22 protein-coding genes are annotated in these 19,967 nt (G+C 68.8%); 8 read left to right on the top strand and 14 right to left on the bottom strand.

Annotated features, from left to right (window positions below; genetic code table 11):
* Window positions 1-2: 2 nt before the first annotated feature.
* A complete protein-coding gene (locus ACGFIF_RS23840; protein WP_393157349.1) occupies window positions 3-710 on the top strand; it encodes a PIG-L deacetylase family protein in 708 nt (235 codons plus the stop codon).
* A gap of 11 nt (window positions 711-721) precedes the next feature.
* Here ACGFIF_RS23840 and ACGFIF_RS23835 read toward each other — a convergent pair whose 3' ends face one another.
* A complete protein-coding gene (locus ACGFIF_RS23835; RefSeq protein WP_393157348.1) occupies window positions 722-1,132 on the bottom strand; it encodes a hypothetical protein in 411 nt (136 codons plus the stop codon).
* A 305-nt stretch (window positions 1,133-1,437) separates the two neighbouring features.
* On the opposite strand from ACGFIF_RS23835, the gene ACGFIF_RS23830 reads away from it, so the two are divergent.
* Window positions 1,438-2,538 carry a HoxN/HupN/NixA family nickel/cobalt transporter gene (locus tag ACGFIF_RS23830; protein ID WP_393157346.1) on the top strand — a complete coding sequence of 367 codons (1,101 nt, stop codon included), beginning with the start codon at window positions 1,438-1,440 and terminating at the stop codon, window positions 2,536-2,538.
* On the opposite strand, the gene ACGFIF_RS23825 is transcribed toward ACGFIF_RS23830, so the two are convergent.
* The 4 genes from ACGFIF_RS23825 to ACGFIF_RS23810 all read right to left on the bottom strand — a co-directional run bounded on the left by ACGFIF_RS23825 (window position 2,509) and on the right by ACGFIF_RS23810 (window position 5,084).
* Complete coding sequence (locus ACGFIF_RS23825) at window positions 2,509-2,946, bottom strand: ester cyclase (RefSeq protein WP_393157344.1); 438 nt, start codon at window positions 2,944-2,946, stop codon at window positions 2,509-2,511. The two genes, ACGFIF_RS23830 and ACGFIF_RS23825, sit on opposite strands and share 30 nt — an antisense overlap.
* Before the next feature lies 1 nt (window position 2,947).
* Entirely contained in the window at window positions 2,948-3,511 is a 564-nt protein-coding gene (locus ACGFIF_RS23820; protein WP_393157343.1) for a YceI family protein, read from the bottom strand.
* A gap of 68 nt (window positions 3,512-3,579) precedes the next feature.
* Window positions 3,580-4,707 carry an RNA polymerase sigma factor gene (locus tag ACGFIF_RS23815; RefSeq protein ID WP_393157341.1) on the bottom strand — a complete coding sequence of 376 codons (1,128 nt, stop codon included), beginning with the start codon at window positions 4,705-4,707 and terminating at the stop codon, window positions 3,580-3,582.
* 38 nt (window positions 4,708-4,745) lie between these two features.
* The gene (locus ACGFIF_RS23810) at window positions 4,746-5,084 is read right to left on the bottom strand and encodes a YciI family protein (RefSeq protein ID WP_393157340.1); all 339 of its coding nucleotides are present in this window, start codon (window positions 5,082-5,084) and stop codon (window positions 4,746-4,748) included.
* 114 nt (window positions 5,085-5,198) lie between these two features.
* On the opposite strand from ACGFIF_RS23810, the gene ACGFIF_RS23805 reads away from it, so the two are divergent.
* Window positions 5,199-5,504 (top strand): hypothetical protein, encoded by a 306-nt coding sequence (locus ACGFIF_RS23805; protein WP_393157339.1) that lies wholly within the window; start codon window positions 5,199-5,201, stop codon window positions 5,502-5,504.
* A 286-nt stretch (window positions 5,505-5,790) separates the two neighbouring features.
* Here the strand turns inward: ACGFIF_RS23805 and ACGFIF_RS23800 are convergent, their stop codons facing one another.
* The 5 genes from ACGFIF_RS23800 to mce form a co-directional block, all read right to left on the bottom strand.
* Window positions 5,791-7,356: an AI-2E family transporter gene (locus ACGFIF_RS23800; protein ID WP_393157337.1), complete on the bottom strand. Its 1,566-nt coding sequence runs from the start codon at window positions 7,354-7,356 to the stop codon at window positions 5,791-5,793.
* Window positions 7,353-9,122, bottom strand: a complete 1,770-nt coding sequence (locus ACGFIF_RS23795; protein ID WP_393157335.1) for a transposase — start codon at window positions 9,120-9,122, stop codon at window positions 7,353-7,355. The genes ACGFIF_RS23800 and ACGFIF_RS23795 overlap by 4 nt, the downstream gene beginning before the upstream one ends.
* A gap of 94 nt (window positions 9,123-9,216) precedes the next feature.
* Window positions 9,217-10,548 carry a crotonyl-CoA carboxylase/reductase gene (gene ccrA, locus ACGFIF_RS23790; RefSeq protein ID WP_393157334.1) on the bottom strand — a complete coding sequence of 444 codons (1,332 nt, stop codon included), beginning with the start codon at window positions 10,546-10,548 and terminating at the stop codon, window positions 9,217-9,219.
* Window positions 10,549-10,684: 136 nt separating this feature from the next.
* Entirely contained in the window at window positions 10,685-11,587 is a 903-nt protein-coding gene (locus ACGFIF_RS23785; protein ID WP_393157333.1) for an anti-sigma factor RsbA family regulatory protein, read from the bottom strand.
* Window positions 11,588-11,723: 136 nt separating this feature from the next.
* Window positions 11,724-12,158, bottom strand: a complete 435-nt coding sequence (gene mce / locus ACGFIF_RS23780) for a methylmalonyl-CoA epimerase (RefSeq protein WP_393157332.1) — start codon at window positions 12,156-12,158, stop codon at window positions 11,724-11,726.
* Window positions 12,159-12,223: 65 nt separating this feature from the next.
* Here mce and ACGFIF_RS23775 point away from each other — a divergent pair, with 65 nt between their 5' ends.
* From ACGFIF_RS23775 to ACGFIF_RS23755, 5 genes are all read left to right on the top strand, one after another.
* Entirely contained in the window at window positions 12,224-13,528 is a 1,305-nt protein-coding gene (locus tag ACGFIF_RS23775; RefSeq protein WP_393157331.1) for an AMP-binding protein, read from the top strand.
* Between the two features lie 53 nt (window positions 13,529-13,581).
* On the top strand, window positions 13,582-14,796 hold the full coding sequence (locus tag ACGFIF_RS23770; RefSeq protein ID WP_393157330.1) for an acetyl-CoA C-acetyltransferase: 1,215 nt from the start codon (window positions 13,582-13,584) through the stop codon (window positions 14,794-14,796).
* Between the two features lie 21 nt (window positions 14,797-14,817).
* Window positions 14,818-15,774 (top strand): methylmalonyl Co-A mutase-associated GTPase MeaB, encoded by a 957-nt coding sequence (gene meaB / locus ACGFIF_RS23765; RefSeq protein WP_393157329.1) that lies wholly within the window; start codon window positions 14,818-14,820, stop codon window positions 15,772-15,774.
* A gap of 294 nt (window positions 15,775-16,068) precedes the next feature.
* Entirely contained in the window at window positions 16,069-16,227 is a 159-nt protein-coding gene (locus tag ACGFIF_RS23760) for a hypothetical protein (protein WP_393157328.1), read from the top strand.
* Window positions 16,228-16,334: 107 nt separating this feature from the next.
* Window positions 16,335-17,048 carry a PH domain-containing protein gene (locus tag ACGFIF_RS23755; RefSeq protein ID WP_393157327.1) on the top strand — a complete coding sequence of 238 codons (714 nt, stop codon included), beginning with the start codon at window positions 16,335-16,337 and terminating at the stop codon, window positions 17,046-17,048.
* 8 nt (window positions 17,049-17,056) lie between these two features.
* Here the strand turns inward: ACGFIF_RS23755 and ACGFIF_RS23750 are convergent, their stop codons facing one another.
* The 4 genes from ACGFIF_RS23750 to ACGFIF_RS23735 all read right to left on the bottom strand — a co-directional run bounded on the left by ACGFIF_RS23750 (window position 17,057) and on the right by ACGFIF_RS23735 (window position 19,936).
* Window positions 17,057-18,289, bottom strand: coding sequence for an RNA polymerase sigma factor (locus ACGFIF_RS23750; protein ID WP_393157326.1), 1,233 nt, complete (start codon window positions 18,287-18,289; stop codon window positions 17,057-17,059).
* A 4-nt stretch (window positions 18,290-18,293) separates the two neighbouring features.
* Window positions 18,294-18,641, bottom strand: a complete 348-nt coding sequence (locus ACGFIF_RS23745; RefSeq protein WP_393157324.1) for a YciI family protein — start codon at window positions 18,639-18,641, stop codon at window positions 18,294-18,296.
* A 78-nt stretch (window positions 18,642-18,719) separates the two neighbouring features.
* Window positions 18,720-19,457 (bottom strand): maleylpyruvate isomerase family mycothiol-dependent enzyme, encoded by a 738-nt coding sequence (locus tag ACGFIF_RS23740; RefSeq protein WP_393157323.1) that lies wholly within the window; start codon window positions 19,455-19,457, stop codon window positions 18,720-18,722.
* Window positions 19,458-19,489: 32 nt separating this feature from the next.
* Window positions 19,490-19,936, bottom strand: coding sequence for a DUF4231 domain-containing protein (locus tag ACGFIF_RS23735; protein ID WP_393157321.1), 447 nt, complete (start codon window positions 19,934-19,936; stop codon window positions 19,490-19,492).
* Window positions 19,937-19,967 lie beyond the last annotated feature (31 nt).

Here is a 19,967-nt window from a genome sequence, read left to right as displayed (position 1 = left end):
TTGTGACCAGAACAGTGCTCGCCATCGGAGCGCACATCGGCGACATGGACCTGACCGCCGGACCGACCCTGGCCAAACTGGTCCTGGAAGGGGCCAACGCGACCATCATCGCGCTGACCCCGGGCGAGCGCGGCCACCCCCGGCTCGCGCCGTCGGAGTACAAGAAACAGAAGATCGGCGAGGGCGAGGCGTTCGCCACCGCCATCGGCGCCGACTTCATCGTCCTCGACCACAGCGACGGCTTCCTCCCCGACACCGACGACGTCGCACTGGAACTGGCCACCATCATCCGCGAGAAACAGCCCGACACCCTCATCACCCACTGGAAGCACAGCATCCACCGCGACCACGAACACGCCGCCCGGCTGTCCGAACGCGCCCGCTTCCTGGCCGGCCTGCCCACCGAAGACCTGGGCAAGCTGGACGAGCACCCCCGCCATTCGGTCCGCACGTTCCTGCACGCCGAGAACTGGGAGGACATGGAAGGCTTCCAGCCGACCATGTACGTCCCGATCCCCGACGAGGCCTTCTACCGCTGGGTCTCCGCCATCCGCCACCAGGCCTTCGCCCGCGGCGAAACCTACGGCTTCCGCTACATCGACTACTACACAGCCCTGATGACCACCCGAGGCTGCCTGGCCGGCTACCCCCGAGCCTGCGCCTTCCACGCCAACCCAACCCCCGAGGTCACCAAACTCGCCGGCCCGTAGAAGTCCCGGGATCAGGTCCTGCTTGGTCGTGTCTGCATCAGGGCCCAGATGGCCCACGCGCTGAGTGCGACCAGGAGCACTGACCAGACCGGCGCCTTGGGGATGAACAAGAAGAAGTTGATCGCGCTCACCACAGCCAGGACGATGGCGACCACCCGTGCCCAGGTCACGAACCTGAAGAGACAGAAGCCGGTCACGATGATGGCGACGCCCAGGACGAGGTGGATCCACCCCCAAGCGGTCGTGTCGAGGTTGAACGTGTAATGCCTGGTGACGACGAAGTGGTCGTCGTTGATGATCGCGGCGAGCCCGACGATCGTCGAGAACGCACCGATCAAGATCAGAACGGAGCCTGCGAACGCGACGCCGCCGACTGCCCACTTCGAGTCGCCCAGGCCCTCGTCGATGCTGCTGTAGGTCATCTGTCTCGACCCTCCCTGGTCGTCCGACACCCGTGCATGTCGAAGACCGCCGACACTAGGCCTACTCGAGCGGCCGCGCTTCACCCTTGGCGGAGTACCTCCACGGTCACGGTCTGACACCGACGGTCGCCCCCAGTTCCCAGTCCCACACCATCCGTGCACGACGGTGCCGGCTCACCCATCCACCACCGTGGTGGTGCCGAATTCCCCACCTCAAGGGAGGCAGCCACCATGTCGCACCATCTCGACTCACCGCCGGCCGTCAACGTCTGTCACTTCCAGTACCTGCCGACGGCGAGCTGGCGATGAACGCCAGGTTGAGCAGCATCCGTCCAGCGATCGTCGCGATGGCGGGCTTCATTCTGCTGTTACACCTTGTCGGATGGGGTGTGCTCGTCGGGTTGGTCGCGCCGAGGCAGTACAGCCTCGGCGCGTCCGGCGGATTCGGGGTCGGTCTGGGGCTGACGGCGTACACGCTCGGGATGCGGCATGCGTTCGACGCTGACCACATCGCGGCGATCGACAACACGACACGGAAGCTGACCGCGTCCGGGCAGCGGCCGGTGTCTGTCGGGTTCTGGTTCTCGCTCGGTCACTCCAGCATCGTCTTCGGGCTTTGCCTGCTGCTCGCCCTCGGTGTGCGGTCACTGGTCGGCCAGGTCGAGGACGACTCCTCCACGCTTCAGTCGACGACGGCGCTGATCGGTACGGCGGTGTCCGGCGTGTTCCTCCTCGTGATCGGCTTGGTCAACTTCGCCGTCCTCGCACGCATCGCGGGGGTCGTCCGCCGGATGCGGCAGGGTCACCACGACGAGGCCGAGCTCGAAGCGCAACTCGATCGCCGCGGCCTGCTCAACCGGCTGCTGCGCCCGGTGACCAAGGCCGTGCGCAGGCCGAGCCACATGTACCCGGTCGGCCTGCTGTTCGGCCTTGGTTTCGACACCGCCACCGAAGTGTCGCTGCTGGTCCTGGCCGGCGGAGCCGCGGCGTTCGCGCTGCCGTGGTACGCCGTACTCGTCCTGCCGATCCTGTTCGCGGCCGGCATGAGTCTGCTGGACACGATCGACGGCTGCTTCATGAGCGTCGCGTACCGCTGGGCCGTCATCAAACCGGTGCGCCGGGCGTTCTACAACCTCGTCGTCACGGCGCTGTCCGTGGCCGTCGCCCTCTCCATCGGCATCATCGAGATCCTGTCCATCGTGACCGATCAGCTCGACATCCCGTCGGGGCCGCTCGTGGCCATCAGCCGGCTCGACCTGAATCACGCCGGTTTCGTCATCACCGGCGTGTTCGTCGCGATCTGGGCCGTCGCGCTGCTCGTCTGGCGCTACGGCCGGATCGAGGACCGCTGGTCCGGCCGGAGCGTCGCCGCTGAGTCAGGACGGCGGTTCGGGGAGGAGGCCTAGCTGGCGCATCTGCGAGAGGACGTTGACGATGCCCCAGGTTTCGGTGATGCGGTCCTCGGCGAACCGGAAGATGAAGATCTCGTTGTACGTGATGCGTTTTCCGGTGGGTGGGACGCCCATGTACTCGCCCCGGTGGGTGCCGGTGACGGTGTTGCGGATGACGACCTTGTCGTCTTCGGCGATCAGGTCCTCGACCTTCACGTGCAGGTCGGGGAACGCGTGGAGGAGCATCGCCCAGATCTGCTTGAAGGCCTCGGCGCCGGTGGCATCGATGGGTAGTGGGGTGCTCATGCGTACGTTGGGGGCGGCGACCTCGTCGACCGCCTTCGCGATGATCTCGGGATCGCGGGAGTTCATCGCCTCGTGGAGGCGGTGGAAGGTCGCTTTGTTGCGGGCTGCTACGGACATGTCAGGTCTCCTCTTCCTGCAGGACGGCCTGGATCTCGAGGCTGATCGACACCTTGTCGCCGACCGCGACGCCGCCGCCGTCCATCGGGATGGTGAGGTCGATGCCGAAGTCGCGCCGGCTGATCTGGGTGGTCGCGGTGAACCCGACCCGCTGGCCGCCGAACGTGTCCGCGCCGAACCCGCCGACCTCCACGTCCAGCGACACCGATCGCGTGACCCCGTGCAACGTCAGTTCGCCGTCGATGGCCCAGCCTTCGGCGGGACGACGTACGCCGGTCGAGCGGTAGGTCATCGTCGGGTACTTCGCCGCCTCGAGGTAGTCGGCGGACCTGAGGTGGTTGTCGCGCGTTTCGTTGCCCGTGTCAACGGACGTGAGGTCGATGGTCGCGGTGACGGAGGACTCCAGCGGATCAGGGGCGGTCAGGATCGTGGCGTCGTACGAGGTGAATCGTCCGCGCACCTTGGTGATCATCAGGTGGCGGGTGGTGAAGGAGATCTCGGAATGCGCCGGGTCGACCTTCCAGGTGCCGACCAGGTAGCCGGGTATCGCGACGGCGACGGTCATGTTTCCTCCAAGGATGCTTCGTCTACATCCAGGCGACGAACGAGCATTCGCCGTGGGGACAACCCTCGTCAGAGTTCTTCGAGCCGCCGGGTCAGGAAGCGCCGCTCCGGAGTCGTCGCGGCCAAGTCGAGGGCTCGGAGGTACGCCGCTCGTGCTTCGGCATCACGGCCGAGCCGCCGGAGCAGCTCGCCGCGGGTCGAGTGGAAGTAGAGGTAACCGTCCAGGTCGAGGCGGTCGACGGCCTGCAACGCCGCAGCGGGCTCGCCGGCCTGCGCCATCGCGACGGCGTGATTGAGCTCGACCACCTGCGATCCGGTGAGTTCGGCCAGTCGCCGGTACAGCTCGGCGACCTGCGGCCAATCGATCTGCTCACGCGTCTGCAGCGACGCGATGGCAGCCTGTACGACGTACGCGCCGCGCCCGCCCAGCGCGATCGCCCGATCGAGCACTGCCCGTCCGGCCGAGATCTGGCCCAGGTCCCACAGTTTTCGGTCCTGATCCTCGAGCAGGATGAGGTCCGCACCGTCGGTGGAGAAGCGGGCTTGCCGCCGGGCGTGATGGATCATCATCAGCGCGAGCAGCCCGTGGACGTCCGGTTCGTCGGGCATCAGCTCGGCGAGGACCCGTCCCAGGCTGATGGCTTCGGCGCCGAGGTCGATCCGGCCGCTGTAGCCCTCGTTGTAGATCAGGTAGATGACGGCCAGCACCGCGTCGAGACGCTCGGGCAGTCGATGCGGATCGGGGACGGCGAACGGGATCCCGGTCGCCTTGATCTTGGTCTTCGCGCGGGTCAGCCGGCGCTTCATGGTCTCCTCGGACACCAGGAACGCCCGGGCGATGTCAGCCGTCTGCAGACCGCCGAGCGCGCGCAGCGTGAGCGCCACCTGCCCGTCCAGCGCCAACGCCGGGTGACAGCAGGTGAAGATCAGCTCGAGCCGTTCGTCCTTGATCACGGTCTCGTCGAACTCGTCCATGACTGCCTCGGTTGCCGGTAGCAAATGGATCTTCTCGGCCAGGGTGCGCTCCCGCCGGATCCGGTCGATCGCCCGGTTGCGGGCCGTCGTCGTCAACCACGCGCCCGGGTTCGACGGCGTACCCGCTTCGGGCCAGCGCTGCGCCGCGAGCGCGAACGCCTCCTGGGCAGCCTCCTCGGCCCGATCGAAGTCACCGAGGAACCCGACCAGTGAGGCCAGCACCCGGCCCCACTCGTCGCGGAAGACTTGCTCGAGCGTGGTCAGCGCTGCACCACCGGCCTGATCTCGACCGTGCCGCCGAACCGTAGGGCAGGGATGCGCGCGGCCAGGTCGATCGCCTCGTCCAGGTCGTCCGCGTCGAACAGGCAGAACCCGCCGAGCACCTCCTTGGCGTCCGCGAACGGCCCGTCGGTCATCAGCGTCCGGCCGCCATCCACGCGGACACCGGTCGCCGTCTCTGCAGGCTGCAGCCGCGCGGCCCCGACACACCGGTCGTCGTCGAACAACACCGAGTACTCGGCGAGCATCGCCGTACGCTCCACGTCCGACAGCCTCTCGTCGTACCCAGGCTCGGTGTAGATCATCAACGCGTACCGCATCACAACCTCCAGGCGAGTGGTCCCTCACCAGTACGACGAACCGGCGACGGCGGAGGGGACACCACGAATCCCGCAACTCTCTGTAACAACCCTACGCGCCACACGATGAACGCAGTGGGGGATGTCATCACGCTCAGCCGACGAAACCAACGCCGGGTGATGGCACGAGGGGGAACCATGGGACCAGCACTCCAGGGCTACTTGGCCACATCAGGCATTCTCTCCGTGGTCGGGGGAGTGATCGGCCTGTTCATCTTCAATGCCGTCGCCACCCCGGCACCGACCTGCATCCTGCCCGGCTCAGACGTCTGCCTCGAAGCCTTCGGCCTGACCTTCATGTCCTTCATCCTCTTCACCGCAGCCATCGGCGGCGCCATCGGCCTGATAACCCAATACATCAGAAGCCAACGCACCGCCTAGGTGCCGCGACTCTCGATCAGTGACAGCTCCACCGGCTCGGAGGGGTGTGCGTTGTCGATCGCTGGAATCAGGTTGGCCGGTGGGTGGCCGGCCAGGTCCACGGTCCGCTGGCGCACGGTGGGTCGCACGATCGTGGTTGAGGCGCGGGCGATAGCACGCAGGTCAGCGGCGATAAGCCGCGCAGACGGGTGGGTGGGGCTGCCGGGCGAGCACGCGACGGAGGAGCGCGCGTAGCCGGCTGCGGGGGTCTTCCGCGCGAGTCGGCTGCGCTCGCTCCTCCGGGGTGTTACGAGGCGTCGGCTTTGCGGACCCAGACTTCTCGGATGATGAGGAGGAGGGCGGCGGCGGTGGGGATGGCGAGGAGGGCGCCGACGACGCCGAGGAGGGCGCCACCGAGGAGGGCGGCGATGACGGTGACGGCGCCGGGGATGTCGACGGCTCGGCGCATGATGCGGGGGGCTATGACGTAGTTCTCGATCTGCTGGTAGACGATGCCGTAGGCGAGGCAGGCGACGCCGGTCCACAGGCCGGTGGTGAAGCCGATCAGGGCGACGATGACGACGCCGATCAGGCCACCGACCATCGGGATGAAGGCGGTGAACATCACCACGATCGCCAGCGCCAGGGCGTACTCGCGCAGGCCCACGATCTGCAGGAAGACGAACATGAAGAAGCCGGCGCAGGCCGCGACCACGAACTGGCCGCTCACGTAGCCGCCGACCCGGCTGAGCACCTCGTCGCCGAGGATGGCGACGCGGGGACGGCGGCTGGCCGGGACCAGGCTGTACGCCGCGCGCTTGACCGACGGCAGGGACGCGAGGAAGTACAGCGTCAGGATGAGGATGGTGAAGGCGGAGAACAGGGCGTTCGCGACCACCCTGCCGACGCCGAGGATGCCGCCGAACGCTCGCTGCGCCAGCGCCGGGTCCTGGATGTAGTCCTGGGCCTTCTGGATGAACTGGTAGCGGTCGTTGAGCTCGTTCAGGGTCCGCGACTTGGTCAGCAGGTCGAGGTAGTCGGGCGCGTTCTTGATCAGGCTGTTGATCTGGTCGGTGACGACCGGGACGATCGCGAAGCCGACGCCGGCCACCGCCATGATCATCAGCAGGAAGACGACGCCGACGGACAGGCCGCGCTTCAGGCCGCGGCGCATGAACCACTCGACCAGCGGGTTCAGGCCGACCGCGATGAACATCGACACCAGCAGCAGGATGAGGACGGACCGGGCCTGGCCGAGTGCGTTCCACAGACCCCAGGCGACCAGTACGCCGAGGGCCGCGAAGAACCCGAACATGAACGGGTTCGACCGGCGCAACGGCGGACCCGGCAGGCCCATGCCGACGTCGGGGTGCCGCTCCTCGATCAGCAGCTCGCCGGCCATGTTGTCGTCGGCGGCGGTGGCCGCCTTGTCGTGGGCGACGGCCGCTTCGACCTGGTCGGCCGCCCGATCGGCCTCGTCCGCCGACCGATCGGCCTCATCGGCCGACTTGTCCGCCTCGCCGGCGGCGTCCACAGCCTTGCCGGACGCATCCACAGCCTTGCCGGACGCATCCACAGCCTTGCCGGAGGCATCCACAGCCTTGTCGGCGGAGGCAGCGGCCTTGCCAGCGGCGCCCTCAGCCTCGTCAGCAGCTTCTTCGGCCTCGGTTTCGGACTCCTCCGCCTCGTCGGCCGAGTCGTCGGCCTCCTCGGCGGCTCGCTCGGCCTCCTGCGCCGACCGCTTGGCGCCCGCGGCCGCGGCCTCCGCCTCGGCGGCGGCCGCCTGGGCGGAACGGGTGACCTCCGCGAGCTCCTCGATCTGCTCGCCGGGTGCAGGCGTCGCTGTGGAGTTTTCGTCGCCGGGTGGCGTCACATCTTGTCCTTCGGGGATCGCGAGCCGGACACGGCCTCGTCGGTCTTCTCGTCGTCGGCGGGCTCCTCCTCATCGGAAGCCTCAGCCGATGCGTCCGGAACCGCCTGGACCCGAGTCTCCTCGTCGTCGAGGTCAGTCAGCCGGAACTCGTCGATCTTGGTCGAGTCGGCCGGCTCCTCGTCGGCGTCCGCGGGCCCGCCGGCGGACTTGCTGGTGAGCTCGTCGGCCAGCTTGGTGTCCACCCGCAGCCCGGTGTCGATCCGCGTCTCGTCCACCCGCGCGTCACCCGCGCCGGTGCCGACGAACGGGCTCGAGCCGGTGAACGGCCCGTCCTCTTCGTCGTACGACGACGTCGTGCCGGCGACCGGAGCGTCGTCCTTCGGCGCGAACGGGCTCGTCACGTCCTCGTCCGGGTCCGGCGCGAACGGGCTTGTCACGTCCTCGTCCGCCTTCAGCGCGAGCGGGCCGTCGACGGTCTCGTCCTCGTCCTCGTCCTCATCCGGCTTCGGGGCGAACGGGCTCGGCGCCGCCAGGGAGTTCTCCCGGGGCGCGAACGGGCTGTCGACCGGACCGCCGGACTCGGCCGGCGCGCCGTTGGTGGGACCGGAGTACGCGTTGTCCCGCGGCGCGAACGGCGCCGGGGGAGCGGCGGGCGGCGCGGCAGGGGGCGGCGTCTGCGGCCGGGCGAACGGGTTCACGTACGCCGGTGCGGCCGTCTCGGAGTCGAGCTCGGCGGCCTGGCGGGCGATGTTGCTGGCGATCTCGTTCAGGCCGGCGATCTGGGTGAGGATGCCGTCGCGGCGCTTGGCCAGCCGCTCGGTCTCGCGGGCGACGATGGTGCGCGACCGCTCGGCCTCGTCGGCGGCGTTGGCCAGCTCGGCCTCGGAGCGGGTGCGTGCGGTGGTGAGCAGTTGCTCGGACTCGCGACGGGCGCGGGAGATGGTCCGCTCGGCCGACTCCTCGGCCTCGGCGCGGATCTTGCGGGCCTGCTCGGTCGCCTCGGCGACGCGCCGCTCGGAGGCTTCGGCGGCCTCGCGCATCTGAGTGGTCAGGTTCTCGGTGTCGGCCGCGATCTGCTGGTGCTTGTCGGCCAGCTCCTTGGCCTGCTGCTCGCGCTCGTCGGCCAGCCGGGCCCGCAGCGCGGCGGACTCGCGCTGGATCGCGGTCCGGATCTTCTCCGCCTCGTGCAGGGCGCCGTTCTTCAGCGTGCTGGCCTGCGACTCCGCGGTCAGCATCAGCTGCTCGGCCTTGCGCCGCGCGGTCTGGAGCACCTCGGCGCCCTCGGTCTCCGCGGTACGGCGGAGCTCCGCGGCGTCACCCTCGGCGGTCCGGCGCATGCTGTCGGCCTCGTTCAGCGCGACGCTGCGGATGTCCTCGGCCTCCCGCTCGCCGGTCGCGCGGGCAGAGGCGGCCTCTTTGGCCGCGGTGGCGCGCAGCTCGTCGGCCTCACGCCGCGCTTCCTCGAGGGCCTCGGACGCCTGGTCCTGGGCCAGCCGGAGGATCTGCGCGGCCCGGTCGCCGAGACCGGCGTACGACGGGTTGGCGCTGGCCTCCAGCTGCCGCCGGGTCTCCTCGAGCTGGCGCTGCATGGGCGCAACACTGCCCTGGAGTTCGTCGGCGCGGTTGCGGGCCTCGACGAGTTGCATCTCCAGCGCGCGGACATAGTCGTCCACGGCCTGCTTGTCGTACCCACGGCGACTGACCGGGAATCCCCCGGCCGCGGTCGCCGTACGGTCGAAGAATGGCAGGCTCGACTCGTCAGGCATTTCCCGAGATTCCCTTCTGGCGGCTCAGCGTGAATCCCCCACCTTAAGCCTGTCAGAACACAGGTGTAACCAGCCAATCGGCCCCCGTGGACAACTACCTGTTGCGGAAGCGATTAATGGCCTCTTCATGCTGTGCCCGGAGCGAAACATCGCGAACCCCGAGGCCTTCGGTCGGGGCGAGAGTGAGGACGCCGACCTTGCCCTGGTGCAGGTTGCGATGGACGTCGTACGCGGCCTGGGCCGTCTCCTCCAGCGAGTACACCCGGCTGACGGTCGGGTGGACCATGCCCTTGGCAATCAACCGGTTGGCCTCCCAGGCCTCGCGGTAGTTGGCGAAATGGGAGCCGATGATCCGCTTCAGGTTCATCCACAGATACCGGTTGTCGTACTCGTGCATGAAGCCCGAGGTCGATGCGCACGTCACGATCGTCCCGCCGCGACGGGCGACGTACACCGAGGCGCCGAACGTCTCCCGCCCCGGGTGCTCGAACACGATGTCCGGGTCGTCGCCACCGGTCAGCTCCCGGATCCGCGCGCCGAAGCGCTTCCACTCCTTCTGGTCCTGGGTGTTCTCGTCCGACCAGAACCGGTACCCCTCCGCCGACCGGTCGATGATCAGCGAGGCACCCATCGCCCGGCAGATCTCCGCCTTCTCCGGCGACGACACCACGCACACCGGGATCGCCCCGCCGTTCAGCGCGAACTGGGTCGCATAGGAACCGAGGCCGCCCGACGCGCCCCAGATGAGTACGACGTCGCCCTGCTTCATGTCGGCGCCGTTCGAGGAGACCAGCTGCCGGTACGCCGTACTGTTCACCAGACCCGGCGACGCGGCCTCCTCCCAGGTGAGGTGGGCCGGCTTGGGCATCAGCTGGTTCGACTTGACCAGTGCGATCTCGGCCAGCCCGCCGAAGTTCGTCTCGAAACCCCAGATCCGCTGCTCGGAGTCGAGCATCGTGTCGTTGTGCCCGTCCGGCGACTCGAGCTCCACCGACAGGCAGTGCGCGACCACCTCGTCGCCGGGCTTCCAGGCGTTCACACCGGGGCCGGTCCGCAGTACGACGCCGGACAGGTCGGAGCCGACCACGTGGTACGGCAGGTCGTGGCGGGCGGTCAACGGCGACAACTTCCCGTACCGCTTCAGGAAGCTGAACGTCGACACCGGTTCGAAGATCGACGTCCAGACGGTGTTGTAGTTGATCGCGCTGGCCATCACCGCGACCAGCGCCTCACCCGGGCCGAGCTCGGGGGTGGGGACGTCGTCGAGGTGCAGGCTCTTGCGCGGATCCTTCTCCTTGCTGTCCAGACCCTCGAACATGGTCGCCTCGTCGGCGTGCACGGTGATGCCGCGGTAGTGGTCCGGTACGTCGAGCGCACCGACGGCCGCGGTGTCACCGGACAGAATCGCTTCGAGGATCTGCTTCACGTCGTACCTCCTGCAGCGGCGGTCTGGGTGAGCGGAACTTACCGCTGAGTATGCCCGCCTGGCTGTGCCTTGTGACACAGCGCGGGACGGGTGAGACGACCGTCACTTTTCCAGTCCACCGTTGTCAGTGGTCTTATCAGCGCAGGCGAGTGTGCAGCCGCACCTGGGTGAAGTCGTCACCGGATCTCAGCTGGACCAGATCGCACAGCTGGTTCGCCAGCCAGACACCGCGCCCGCCGAGCCCGTCGAGGGGCGGCAGCACGCGGCCGACGAGCAGGTCGTCGATCCGGCCGCCGTCCGCCACGTCGCAGATCAGCGCGCCGTCCGCGATCCAGACCGACAACATCCCGTGTCCGCCTCCGAAGCGGATGCTGTTCGTACAGACCTCGTGCAGCGCCAGCTCCAGGTCGTCCAGCCGGTCCCGCGACACCCCGTGCGACGACGCGTGCGCGTTGACCCACTGCCGCACCTGCCCGAGATCGGCCAGCCCGAACTTCCACCGCTCGGCCCGATCCGGTACGTCGCTCAGCGGCATCCGGAACGTCTTCTCCGCAAGGGCTTCCGCGCCGGAGTGGGTTGCCGTGGGGTCGATGCCGACCGAGGCCTCGTACGGGCAGAGCAGCCGGAAGCGGGTGTCGTTGGCGAACGCGATGTCGAGGAGGGCCTCGTGCAGGATCGCCTCGTCGTACTCGGCCGCGTTCCGGCCGGCGTACGCCGGTTCGCCGAGGCCGCGGACCGGGCGGCCCGGGTTGCGCTCGAGGGCGTCGCGCCACAGCGGGATGAGGCGGGCCGGGTTGCGGCCGGCGATGGTCATGTCGATGAAGCCGACCTGCTCGCCCTCGGGCCCGAGCGCCTCGCGCAGGCGAGCGATCCGGGCCGGCGGCAGGGCAGCCACGATCGCGTCACCTGTTGCCAGGCCGTCGCGGACGAAAGGTGTCGCGAGCCGCACGAACTCCTCGTCCGATGCGTAGACGAAGGCGTCGTGCTGGAACCCCGTCGGCACACCGTCAAGAGCGTCGGTGGCGCTGTCCCTCAGCACCCGAACAGCCTAGTCCGCAAAACGCCACTCAGTACCGTGTCGGCGCGTGCCGTCACCCCCTGTTCGAGAGCGGTGACGGTGAGGTTTCCTCAGCTTATCGAGCAACACCCTCAGCGTTGCCCCAATCACACAGAGGTCACGCGGGCTCGACGAGCTCGACCAGCACGCCCCCGGCCGACCGAGGATGGATGAAGTTGACCCGCGACCCGCCCGTGCCCCGCTTCGGCTCGTCGTACAGCAACTGTGCACCGCGCTCGCGCAGCGTGGCCGAGACCGCGTCCAGGTCACGCACCCGGTAGGCGAGCTGCTGGATCCCCGGGCCGCGCTGGTTCAGGAACTTCGCGATCGGCGACGCGTCCGACAGCGGCGCCAGCAACTGGATCGACGAACCGGACCCACCCACGGACAGCATCGCCTCGCGGACGCCCTGCTCCTCGTTGATCTCCTCGTGCGCGACGGTCATCCCGAACACGTCGGCGTAGTACCGGACGGCCTCGTCGAAGTCGGCCACGGCGATCCCGACGTGATCGATCGCCTCGAACAGTGTCTTGGTGGCGGTGAGGTGGTCCATACCGCCAGCGTGGACCAGTCGACTGCGTGATTCCAATGAAAAGTGGCCGATGCGACACTCGAGCTGTGGTGGGGGATGTGCTCATCGGCCTCGGCCGACTGCTGGCGGCCGTGCAGCCCTGGCGTGCGCCCGGGGCCTTCCACCGGCACGGCCTGACCCTGGCCACCCTGACGACTCTTGCCGCGCGCAACCATCCCGGCGACGTCGCGCTCATCGACGACGACGGTGCGCTCACGTACGCCGACCTCGAGCAACTGAACCACGACGCCGCCGACGGCGAACGGATCGCGGTCCGCGAGCCCAACGGGCGGTCGTTCGTCACAGCCGTCGTCTCCGGTCTGCGGGCCAACGCGGATGTCGTCCTGGTCGATCCCCGCGCACCGGCCGTCGAGGTGGGGACGCGACGGGCCGGGCGGCGCGGTCAGGTCGTGGTGATGACGTCCGGCAGCACGGGTACGCCGAAGGTCGTCGATCGGAAAGTGAGTACGGCGCAGGTCGTGCCGGTCGCGACCCTGCTACGCCGATTGCCCTTGCAGCGTGGGGTTCCGCTGGTGATCACGCAGCCGCTGTTCCACGGGTTCGGGGTGGGGTTCCTCGCGTTGGGGTTGGCGTTCGGGATGCCGGTCGTCGTCCGGCGGCGCTTCCAGGCGGACGAGGTGGCGGACTTCTTGCACGACCACCCGGGCGCGGTGCTGACCGGCGTACCGCCGATCCTGTCGAAGGTCGCGCGAACCGGAGTCGTGGTTCCGCTGGCGGCTGTGGTGAGTGGCGGCGGGTCGCTGCATCCGGTGGTCGCGGATCGGCTGACGAAGGCGTTCGGGCCGGCGCTGTTCAACCTGTACGGATCGACTGAGCTGGGTTGGTCGACCCTCGCGACACCCACCGATCTTGCCGAAGCGCCAGGGACGATCGGCCGGCCCGCGGTCGGTGTGACGCTGGCGATCCTCGACGATGCCGGTCAGCCGTTGCCGCCCGGCGAGATCGGTCGGTTGTGGGTCGGTGGGCGACTGGCCGGGCGATTGGCGGACTCCGGTGACCGTGGGCATCGCGACTCGGCTGGGTGGTTCTTCGTCGACGGGCGGGCCGACGACCTGATCGTGACGGGCGGGGAGAACGTATTCCCCGTCGAGGTGGAGAACGCGCTGCTCAGTCACCCGGCCGTGGCCGACGTCCGCGTGGTCGGCGTACCGGACGAGGAGTACGGCGCTCTGCTCGAGGCGCACGTCGTACGACGGGATGCTGTCGACGGATGGGAACTGCTCCGGCACGCGCGGACCCGGCTGAGTCCGGCGAAGGTGCCGCGGTCGATCACGTTCGTGGCCGAGCTTCCGGTCACGTCGACGGGTAAACCGGCCCGGCGTGTGACCTGATCGACAGGGTCGGACCTGGGGCGTACCAGTGCTGTCGCAGGTATCGTGACAACATGTCTGACGCCTCTCGCAGCTCGCAGAACCAAACCGTCATAGTGGCCGGCGCACGCACCCCGATCGGGCGGCTGCTGGGTGGCCTCAAAGGCTTCACCGGCGCCGAGCTCGGCGGGTTCGCGATCAAGGGCGCACTGGAGAAGGCCGGGGTCGCACCGGACCAGGTCGAGTACGTGATCATGGGCCAGGTGCTGCAGGCCGGCGGCGGTCAGATCACCGCCCGCCAGGCCGCGACCAAGGGCGGCATCCCGATGAGCATCCCGGCCATCACGATCAACAAGGTCTGCCTGTCCGGCCTGAACGCGATCGCTCTGGCCGACCAACTGATCCGCGCCGGTGAGTACGAGATCGTCGTCGCCGGCGGGATGGAGTCGATGACGAACGCCCCGCACCTGCTGCCGAAGTCCCGCGAGGGCTTCAAGTACGGCGACACCACGCTGGTCGACTCGATGGCGTTCGACGGGCTGTGGGACGCGTTCACCGACCAGGCCATGGGTGCGCTCACCGACCAGGCGAACAACACCGGCCTCAAGCTCAGCCGGGAAGAGCAGGACGAGTTCAGCGCCCGCTCGCACCAGCAGGCTGCGGCGGCCTGGAAGAACGGCGTCTTCGCCGACGAGGTGGTGCCGGTCGAGGTGCCGCAGCGCAAGGGCGACCCGATCGTGGTCGACAGTGACGAAGGCGTTCGCAGCGACACGTCGGCCGAGTCGCTGGCCAGGCTGCGGCCGGCCTTCGGCAAGGACGGCACGATCACCGCGGGTTCGGCCTCACAGATCTCCGACGGCGGCTGCGCCGTGGTCGTGATGAGCAAGGCGAAGGCCGAGGAGCTCGGGCTGAGCTGGATCGCCGAGATCGGCGCGCACGGTTCGGTCGCGGGTCCGGACTCGTCGCTGCAGAGCCAGCCGGCGAACGCGATCGTCAAGGCCTGCGCGAAGGAAGGGATCGAGCCGGCCGCGCTCGACCTGATCGAGATCAACGAGGCCTTCGCCGCCGTCGGGATCGCCTCGGCGCGCGAGCTCCAGGTCGACATCGACAAGGTGAACGTGAACGGCGGCGCGATCGCCCTCGGTCACCCGATCGGCATGTCCGGCGCCCGCCTCGTGCTGCACCTGGCGCTGGAGTTGCAGCGTCGTGGTGGCGGGACCGGCGCGGCCGCGCTGTGCGGTGGTGGCGGTCAAGGCGACGCGCTCATCGTGCGTGTGCCCAAAGGCTGACGCAGAGCTGATGCAGAGTTGATGTCACGACGCACCGCTCCGGTCGGCGAGCTGGTCGAGCGTGCCCGGGAGGGTGACTCCCGGGCCGTCGCCCGGCTGATCTCGCTGGTCGAGGACGAATCGCCGCTGCTGCGCGAGGTGATGGCGGCACTGTCGCCGTACGCCGGTCACGCGCACATCGTCGGGATCACGGGCTCGCCGGGTGTCGGCAAGTCCACGTCGACGTCCGCGCTGGTTTCGGCGTACCGGGAGACCGGGAAGCGGGTCGGCGTACTGGCGGTCGACCCGTCGTCGCCGTTCTCAGGCGGTGCGTTGCTGGGGGACCGGGTGCGGATGCAGGACCACGCGACGGACGCCGGGGTGTTCATCCGGTCGATGGCGTCGCGGGGGCATCTGGGCGGGCTGGCCTGGACGACTCCGCAGGCGTTGCGGGTGCTGGACGCGGCCGGGTTCGACGTCGTTCTGGTGGAGACGGTCGGGGTCGGGCAGTCCGAGGTGGAGATCGCCGGGATGGCCGACACGACGCTCGTGCTGCTGGCGCCGGGGATGGGTGACGGGATCCAGGCGGCGAAGGCCGGCATCCTCGAGGTCGGCGACATTTACGTTGTGAACAAGGCCGATCGGGACGGCGTGCAGAACGTCACCCGGGATCTGCGGGCGATGCTCGCACTGGCCGAACGGCCCGAGGGCGCCTGGTCGCCGCCGATCCTGAAGACCGTTGCCTCACGCAACGAAGGGATCGCCGAGGTGGTCACCGCGATCGAGGACCGGCTGGCCTGGATGGAGGCGAACGGCGTCCTGGACGAGCGCCGGCGCAGCCGGGCCCGGGACGAGATCGAGGCGATCGCGATGACGGCGTTGCGGTCCCGGTTCGCCCATCTGCACGGCGACGCCCGGCTGGACGTGCTGGCGGCCAAAGTGGCCGAGGGCAACACCGACCCCTACACCGCCGCCGACGAGCTGATCGCCGCCCTCTGAACCGGCGCAGATGGAACACTCGACCACTGTCTGTCACATTGTGTCGCCGGATGTGGTGAGAGTGGATCGAGTTCCGAAATCGGGCAAATACCGCAAGATTTCCGCATCCCGGCGCGATCCGCGTCTCACGGCGGCGCGCCGGTGGCTGCCATGCCCCCGAATCCGTTACAGAATGGACCTTGTAGCTGGTGAGCATTGTGCGGTGGGCTGTGTTCAGTCAGTGACAATTGGTGACGGTCCGTGATACAAACACAAACACAGTCGACCGAGTGGTTGCGAACGAGGAGTGGTGACATGCCGAAGAAGCTGTTGATCTGGTCGGTCATCGCCTTTGCGGCTTTCTATCTGTTCACGCAGCCGGCGAACGCCGCCGACGCGGTGGGGGGCGCGTTCTCAGCCGTCGGCGACGCGTTTCAGAGCGTGATCACGTTCCTGACCGCGCTGTTCAACTGATCTGCTGTCCGAGTGTCCCGTTGCGAGCGATCGTGCGGGACACTTGGCTGTAAGGGACGTGGCCGGAGCCGACCGGCCGACAGCGAGGTGTTCAGGGGAGTGAACGGATGGCCGGACTAGGCCTGTTCCGGATCTTCGACCCGAAGGTCCGGCGCCACCTGATCTCGGACGAGGGCGAAGTCGTCATCGACGAGGTCCGGCAGCACTGGGTGGTGTACACGGTGCCGATGCTCGAGGTGGTGCTGGCGACCGCACTGCTGGTCGCGCTGGCGAGCAACTCGATCGGCGGCACGCAGGTGCTGCTGGCGATCGTGCTGGTGCTGCTGTCGCATGCCTTCTGGACGTTCCTCACCCACCACCGGGATCGGTTCGTGGTCACCAACATGCGGGTCATGCGGATCCGCGGCGTCTTCTCCCAGACGGTGGCGACCACGCCGATCGCGCGAGTCCTCGACATCACCCTGCAGAAGCCGATCATCGGCCGGATCCTCGGCTACGGCCACTTCGTCTTCGAGTCGGCGGCGCAGGACCAGGGCTTCCGGGAGATCAGGTGGGTCAGCCGCCCGGACGACCGGGACCTCACCATCCAGCGGGTCATCCAGCGCACCGGTCTGCGCGCGTCGGCGAGCGTCGACGTGGTGGAGGGCGACGACGACTCCGACGACGACGGCACCGGACCGATCGGGATGGACTCCGCGCAGGAGGTCACCACGACGGTGGCCCCCGCGCCCGCCCATCAGGCCCGCCCGGCGGCCGGCGGGTCCGGGACGAAGTCCATCTTCAACAGCGACCGCGGCAACTGGACCGACGACCCGGACTGACTGACCAGTCAGTCGGGGTGGGCCTGGCTCAGGAAGGCTCGGCGACGACGTTCGCGGTGTGCGCGTTCCGGGTCCGTGGCCGGTCCGTCGAGTGCTTGGGTGAGCTCCGCGGCCGCTTCGGCGTACCGGTGATCGCGGGCGAGCAGCTCGGCGCGTACGGCGTGCCAGCGCGGGCTCGGCGGGAGGTCGTCGAGCATGGCGAGCCCGGACGCGGTGCCGTCGGCCTCGGCGGTGGCGACCGCGTGGGCCAGGTGCGCGGACGTGCTGGGTGCGATCGACACCAGCAGGTCGTACAGGCGGACGATCTCGCGCCAATCGGTGGCGGAGTAGCTGGGCACGCGGGCGTGTTCGGCCGCGATGGCCGCCTGGAGTTGATAGGCGTCGGCCTGCTGCCCCGAGCGCAGGAGCGAGTCGTTCAGGAGGGCGATCCCGCGCGTGATCGCGGTCGTGTCCCACCGCGTGCGATCCTGCCGGTCGAGCGTGACCACCTCGCCGTCGTCGTCAAGCCGAGCCGGGCGACGCGCCTCGGTGAGAAGCAGCAATGCCAGTACGGCGGTTGGCATCGGCTGCTCGGGTAGCAATTCGTGGAGCAACTCGGCCAGCCGGATCGCCTCGGTGCAGACGTCGACGTCGTACGCCGTCTGTCCCTCGACCGGAGCATGGCCCGACGTGTAGAGGCTGTGGATGACTCCGCACACGGCCGGCAGTCGAGCGGGTAGCTCGTCCTCGGTCGGCACCCGGTACGGGATCCGGGCCGCCGCGATCTTCTGCCGGGCCCGGGTCAGCCGCTTGGTGGTCGCGACCTCGGTGGTGAGTAGTACGCCGGCGATCTGGGCCGGCGACAGCCCGCACAACGTGCGCAGCGCGAGCGCGATCCGGGTCGGTGGCGACAGCGCGGGATGACAGCAGGTGAAGATCAGCCGCAGCAGGTCGTCCTGTACGACGCTGTCCGGCACGATGCCGTCCGACTGGGAGAGCTCCATCAGTTCCAGCCCGTCTCGTTCCTTGCCGGGGCGTGCACGCTCGCGCCGGATGATGTCGATCGCCTTCCGCCGGGCGGTCACGGTCAGCCAGGCGCGCGGTTCCGGCGGTACCCCGGTGACCGGCCAGGCGCCGAGGGCCGCCAGAGTTGCCTCCTGGACGGCGTCCTCGGCGAGCTGGACGTCGCCGACGGTCCGGATCAGGGTCGCCAGGATGCGCGTCCCCTCGACCCGGATCGTCTCCGCGACCGCGTCGTACATGGTGTTACTTGGCCAGGATGACCGGCCGCACCTCGACGGCGCCGTTCCACGCGGCCGGGATCTGCGCGGCGATGGCGATCGCTTCCTCCAGGTTGTCGGCCTCGATCAGGTAGTACCCGGTCAGTGCTTCCTTCGTCTCCGCGTACGGCCCGTCCGTCGTGACGACCTTCCCGCCGCGCGCGCCCTCCACCCGGACGACGGTCGCCGTCGGCGTCGGATGCAGGACGGCACTCGCCTTGATGGTGTCGGCGTGATCCACCCCGAACTGCCGGTACTCCGCCAGCTCACTCGCCTGCTCAGGCGCCCACCAGTCGACGTCCGCGGTGTAGGTCAGTGCAAGGTACTGCGCCATCGGAACACTCCTTCTTCGCCAGGCCCACTGTGGCCCCTCAGCAAGTGAACGAACAGCCGCCCGCCGCCAGGACATCGCTCAGGTGGTGCACTCCGCGACCCGCGCCCGGAACTCCCGTACGACGTTCGCGTCACCGGCGGACCGGATCGCGGAAGCATCCAGCCGGCCCCACAACCACAGGAACACCGCATCCGCCGACCCGAAGATCTCGGCAGCCACCTCACCCTCGGCGCCCTGACTCACCACGACACTCGTCGCGTCGGCACGGACCGTCCACGACCTGCCCTCAGCCGTGATCCGGACGGCGGCGTCGACGGGATGCGCGGTGTCGCCTTCCTCCCACCAGGGACCGGCGAGGTTGGGGAAGAGCAGCTCGTCGATACCGTCGAGGGCCAGCTCAGAGTCGATCGGTGTGACCACGTCATGAGCCTGCTCGACGTCGATCCGGTGGACCACACTCTCCAGTGCCATCCGCCGGTACCAGAACCCCGAGGTCTTGTCGTCCGGGTTGAACGTCCACGTCTCCAGGTCGGTCCCGGCCCTCTCCAACGCGTCCACGATCGCCGCGCGCGCCTCGTCGTACAACTCGAGCGCGTCCCGCCCGCCGAAGTCCGGCGGCCACGGGTCCGGCAACGCGCCGAGCCGCAGGACCTCCACCTTGTGCAGATACACCGTCGCCACATGCCGCACGACCGAATCGACCGTCCAGCCGGGACAGCTGGGCACCGCGGCATCCAACCCCATCCGGCCAACCTCACCCAGTCGCGCAGACTCAGCCCGCACATGCCCGAGGTAGAACCCAGCCAGCTCCGTCATACGGCTGAGCATGACACCTCCCGCGGACACTTTCAGATGCTGCGGGCCCGCAACGCGCTCTCCCAGTCGACCGTCTCCGACCGGCTGATCTCGACCACGCGCTCGGCGAGCAGTTTGAGCGGGTCGTCGGCCTCGTCGTACCGGCCGGCCCGCTGGGCGTAGAGCCAGGCTTCGCTGCGCAGCTCCTCGGCGGCCCGGCGGTAGGTCGGGTAGGAGTCCTTGAAGCCGAAGAGCGTGCGGATCCCCTCCGCGAGGGCGATGACACCACCCAGCGCCGGGGCCGCCCAGACGGGTACGTCGAAGGCGACCGAGATCGCGATCAGCAGCGCGGCCACGAGCTGCACGACGCCCAGGGCCCGATAGGCGATGCGTGCCTGATTGGCCTGCCGGTGATACCAGCGGAAGCGGATGTAGATCATCTTCTCGGCGGGCGCGTCCTGGCCGAGCTTGGGGAAGTCGGAATCTCTGAGGTTCGACATGGTGTGCCTAGTCTCCAGCTAATCTTCGGCA

It is taken from the genome of Kribbella sp. NPDC049174 (assembly GCF_043197365.1).
Lineage (GTDB): Bacteria > Actinomycetota > Actinomycetes > Propionibacteriales > Kribbellaceae > Kribbella.
Note: the sequence above shows the minus strand (reverse complement) of the source record. Positions and strands in the feature narration are given on the sequence as shown.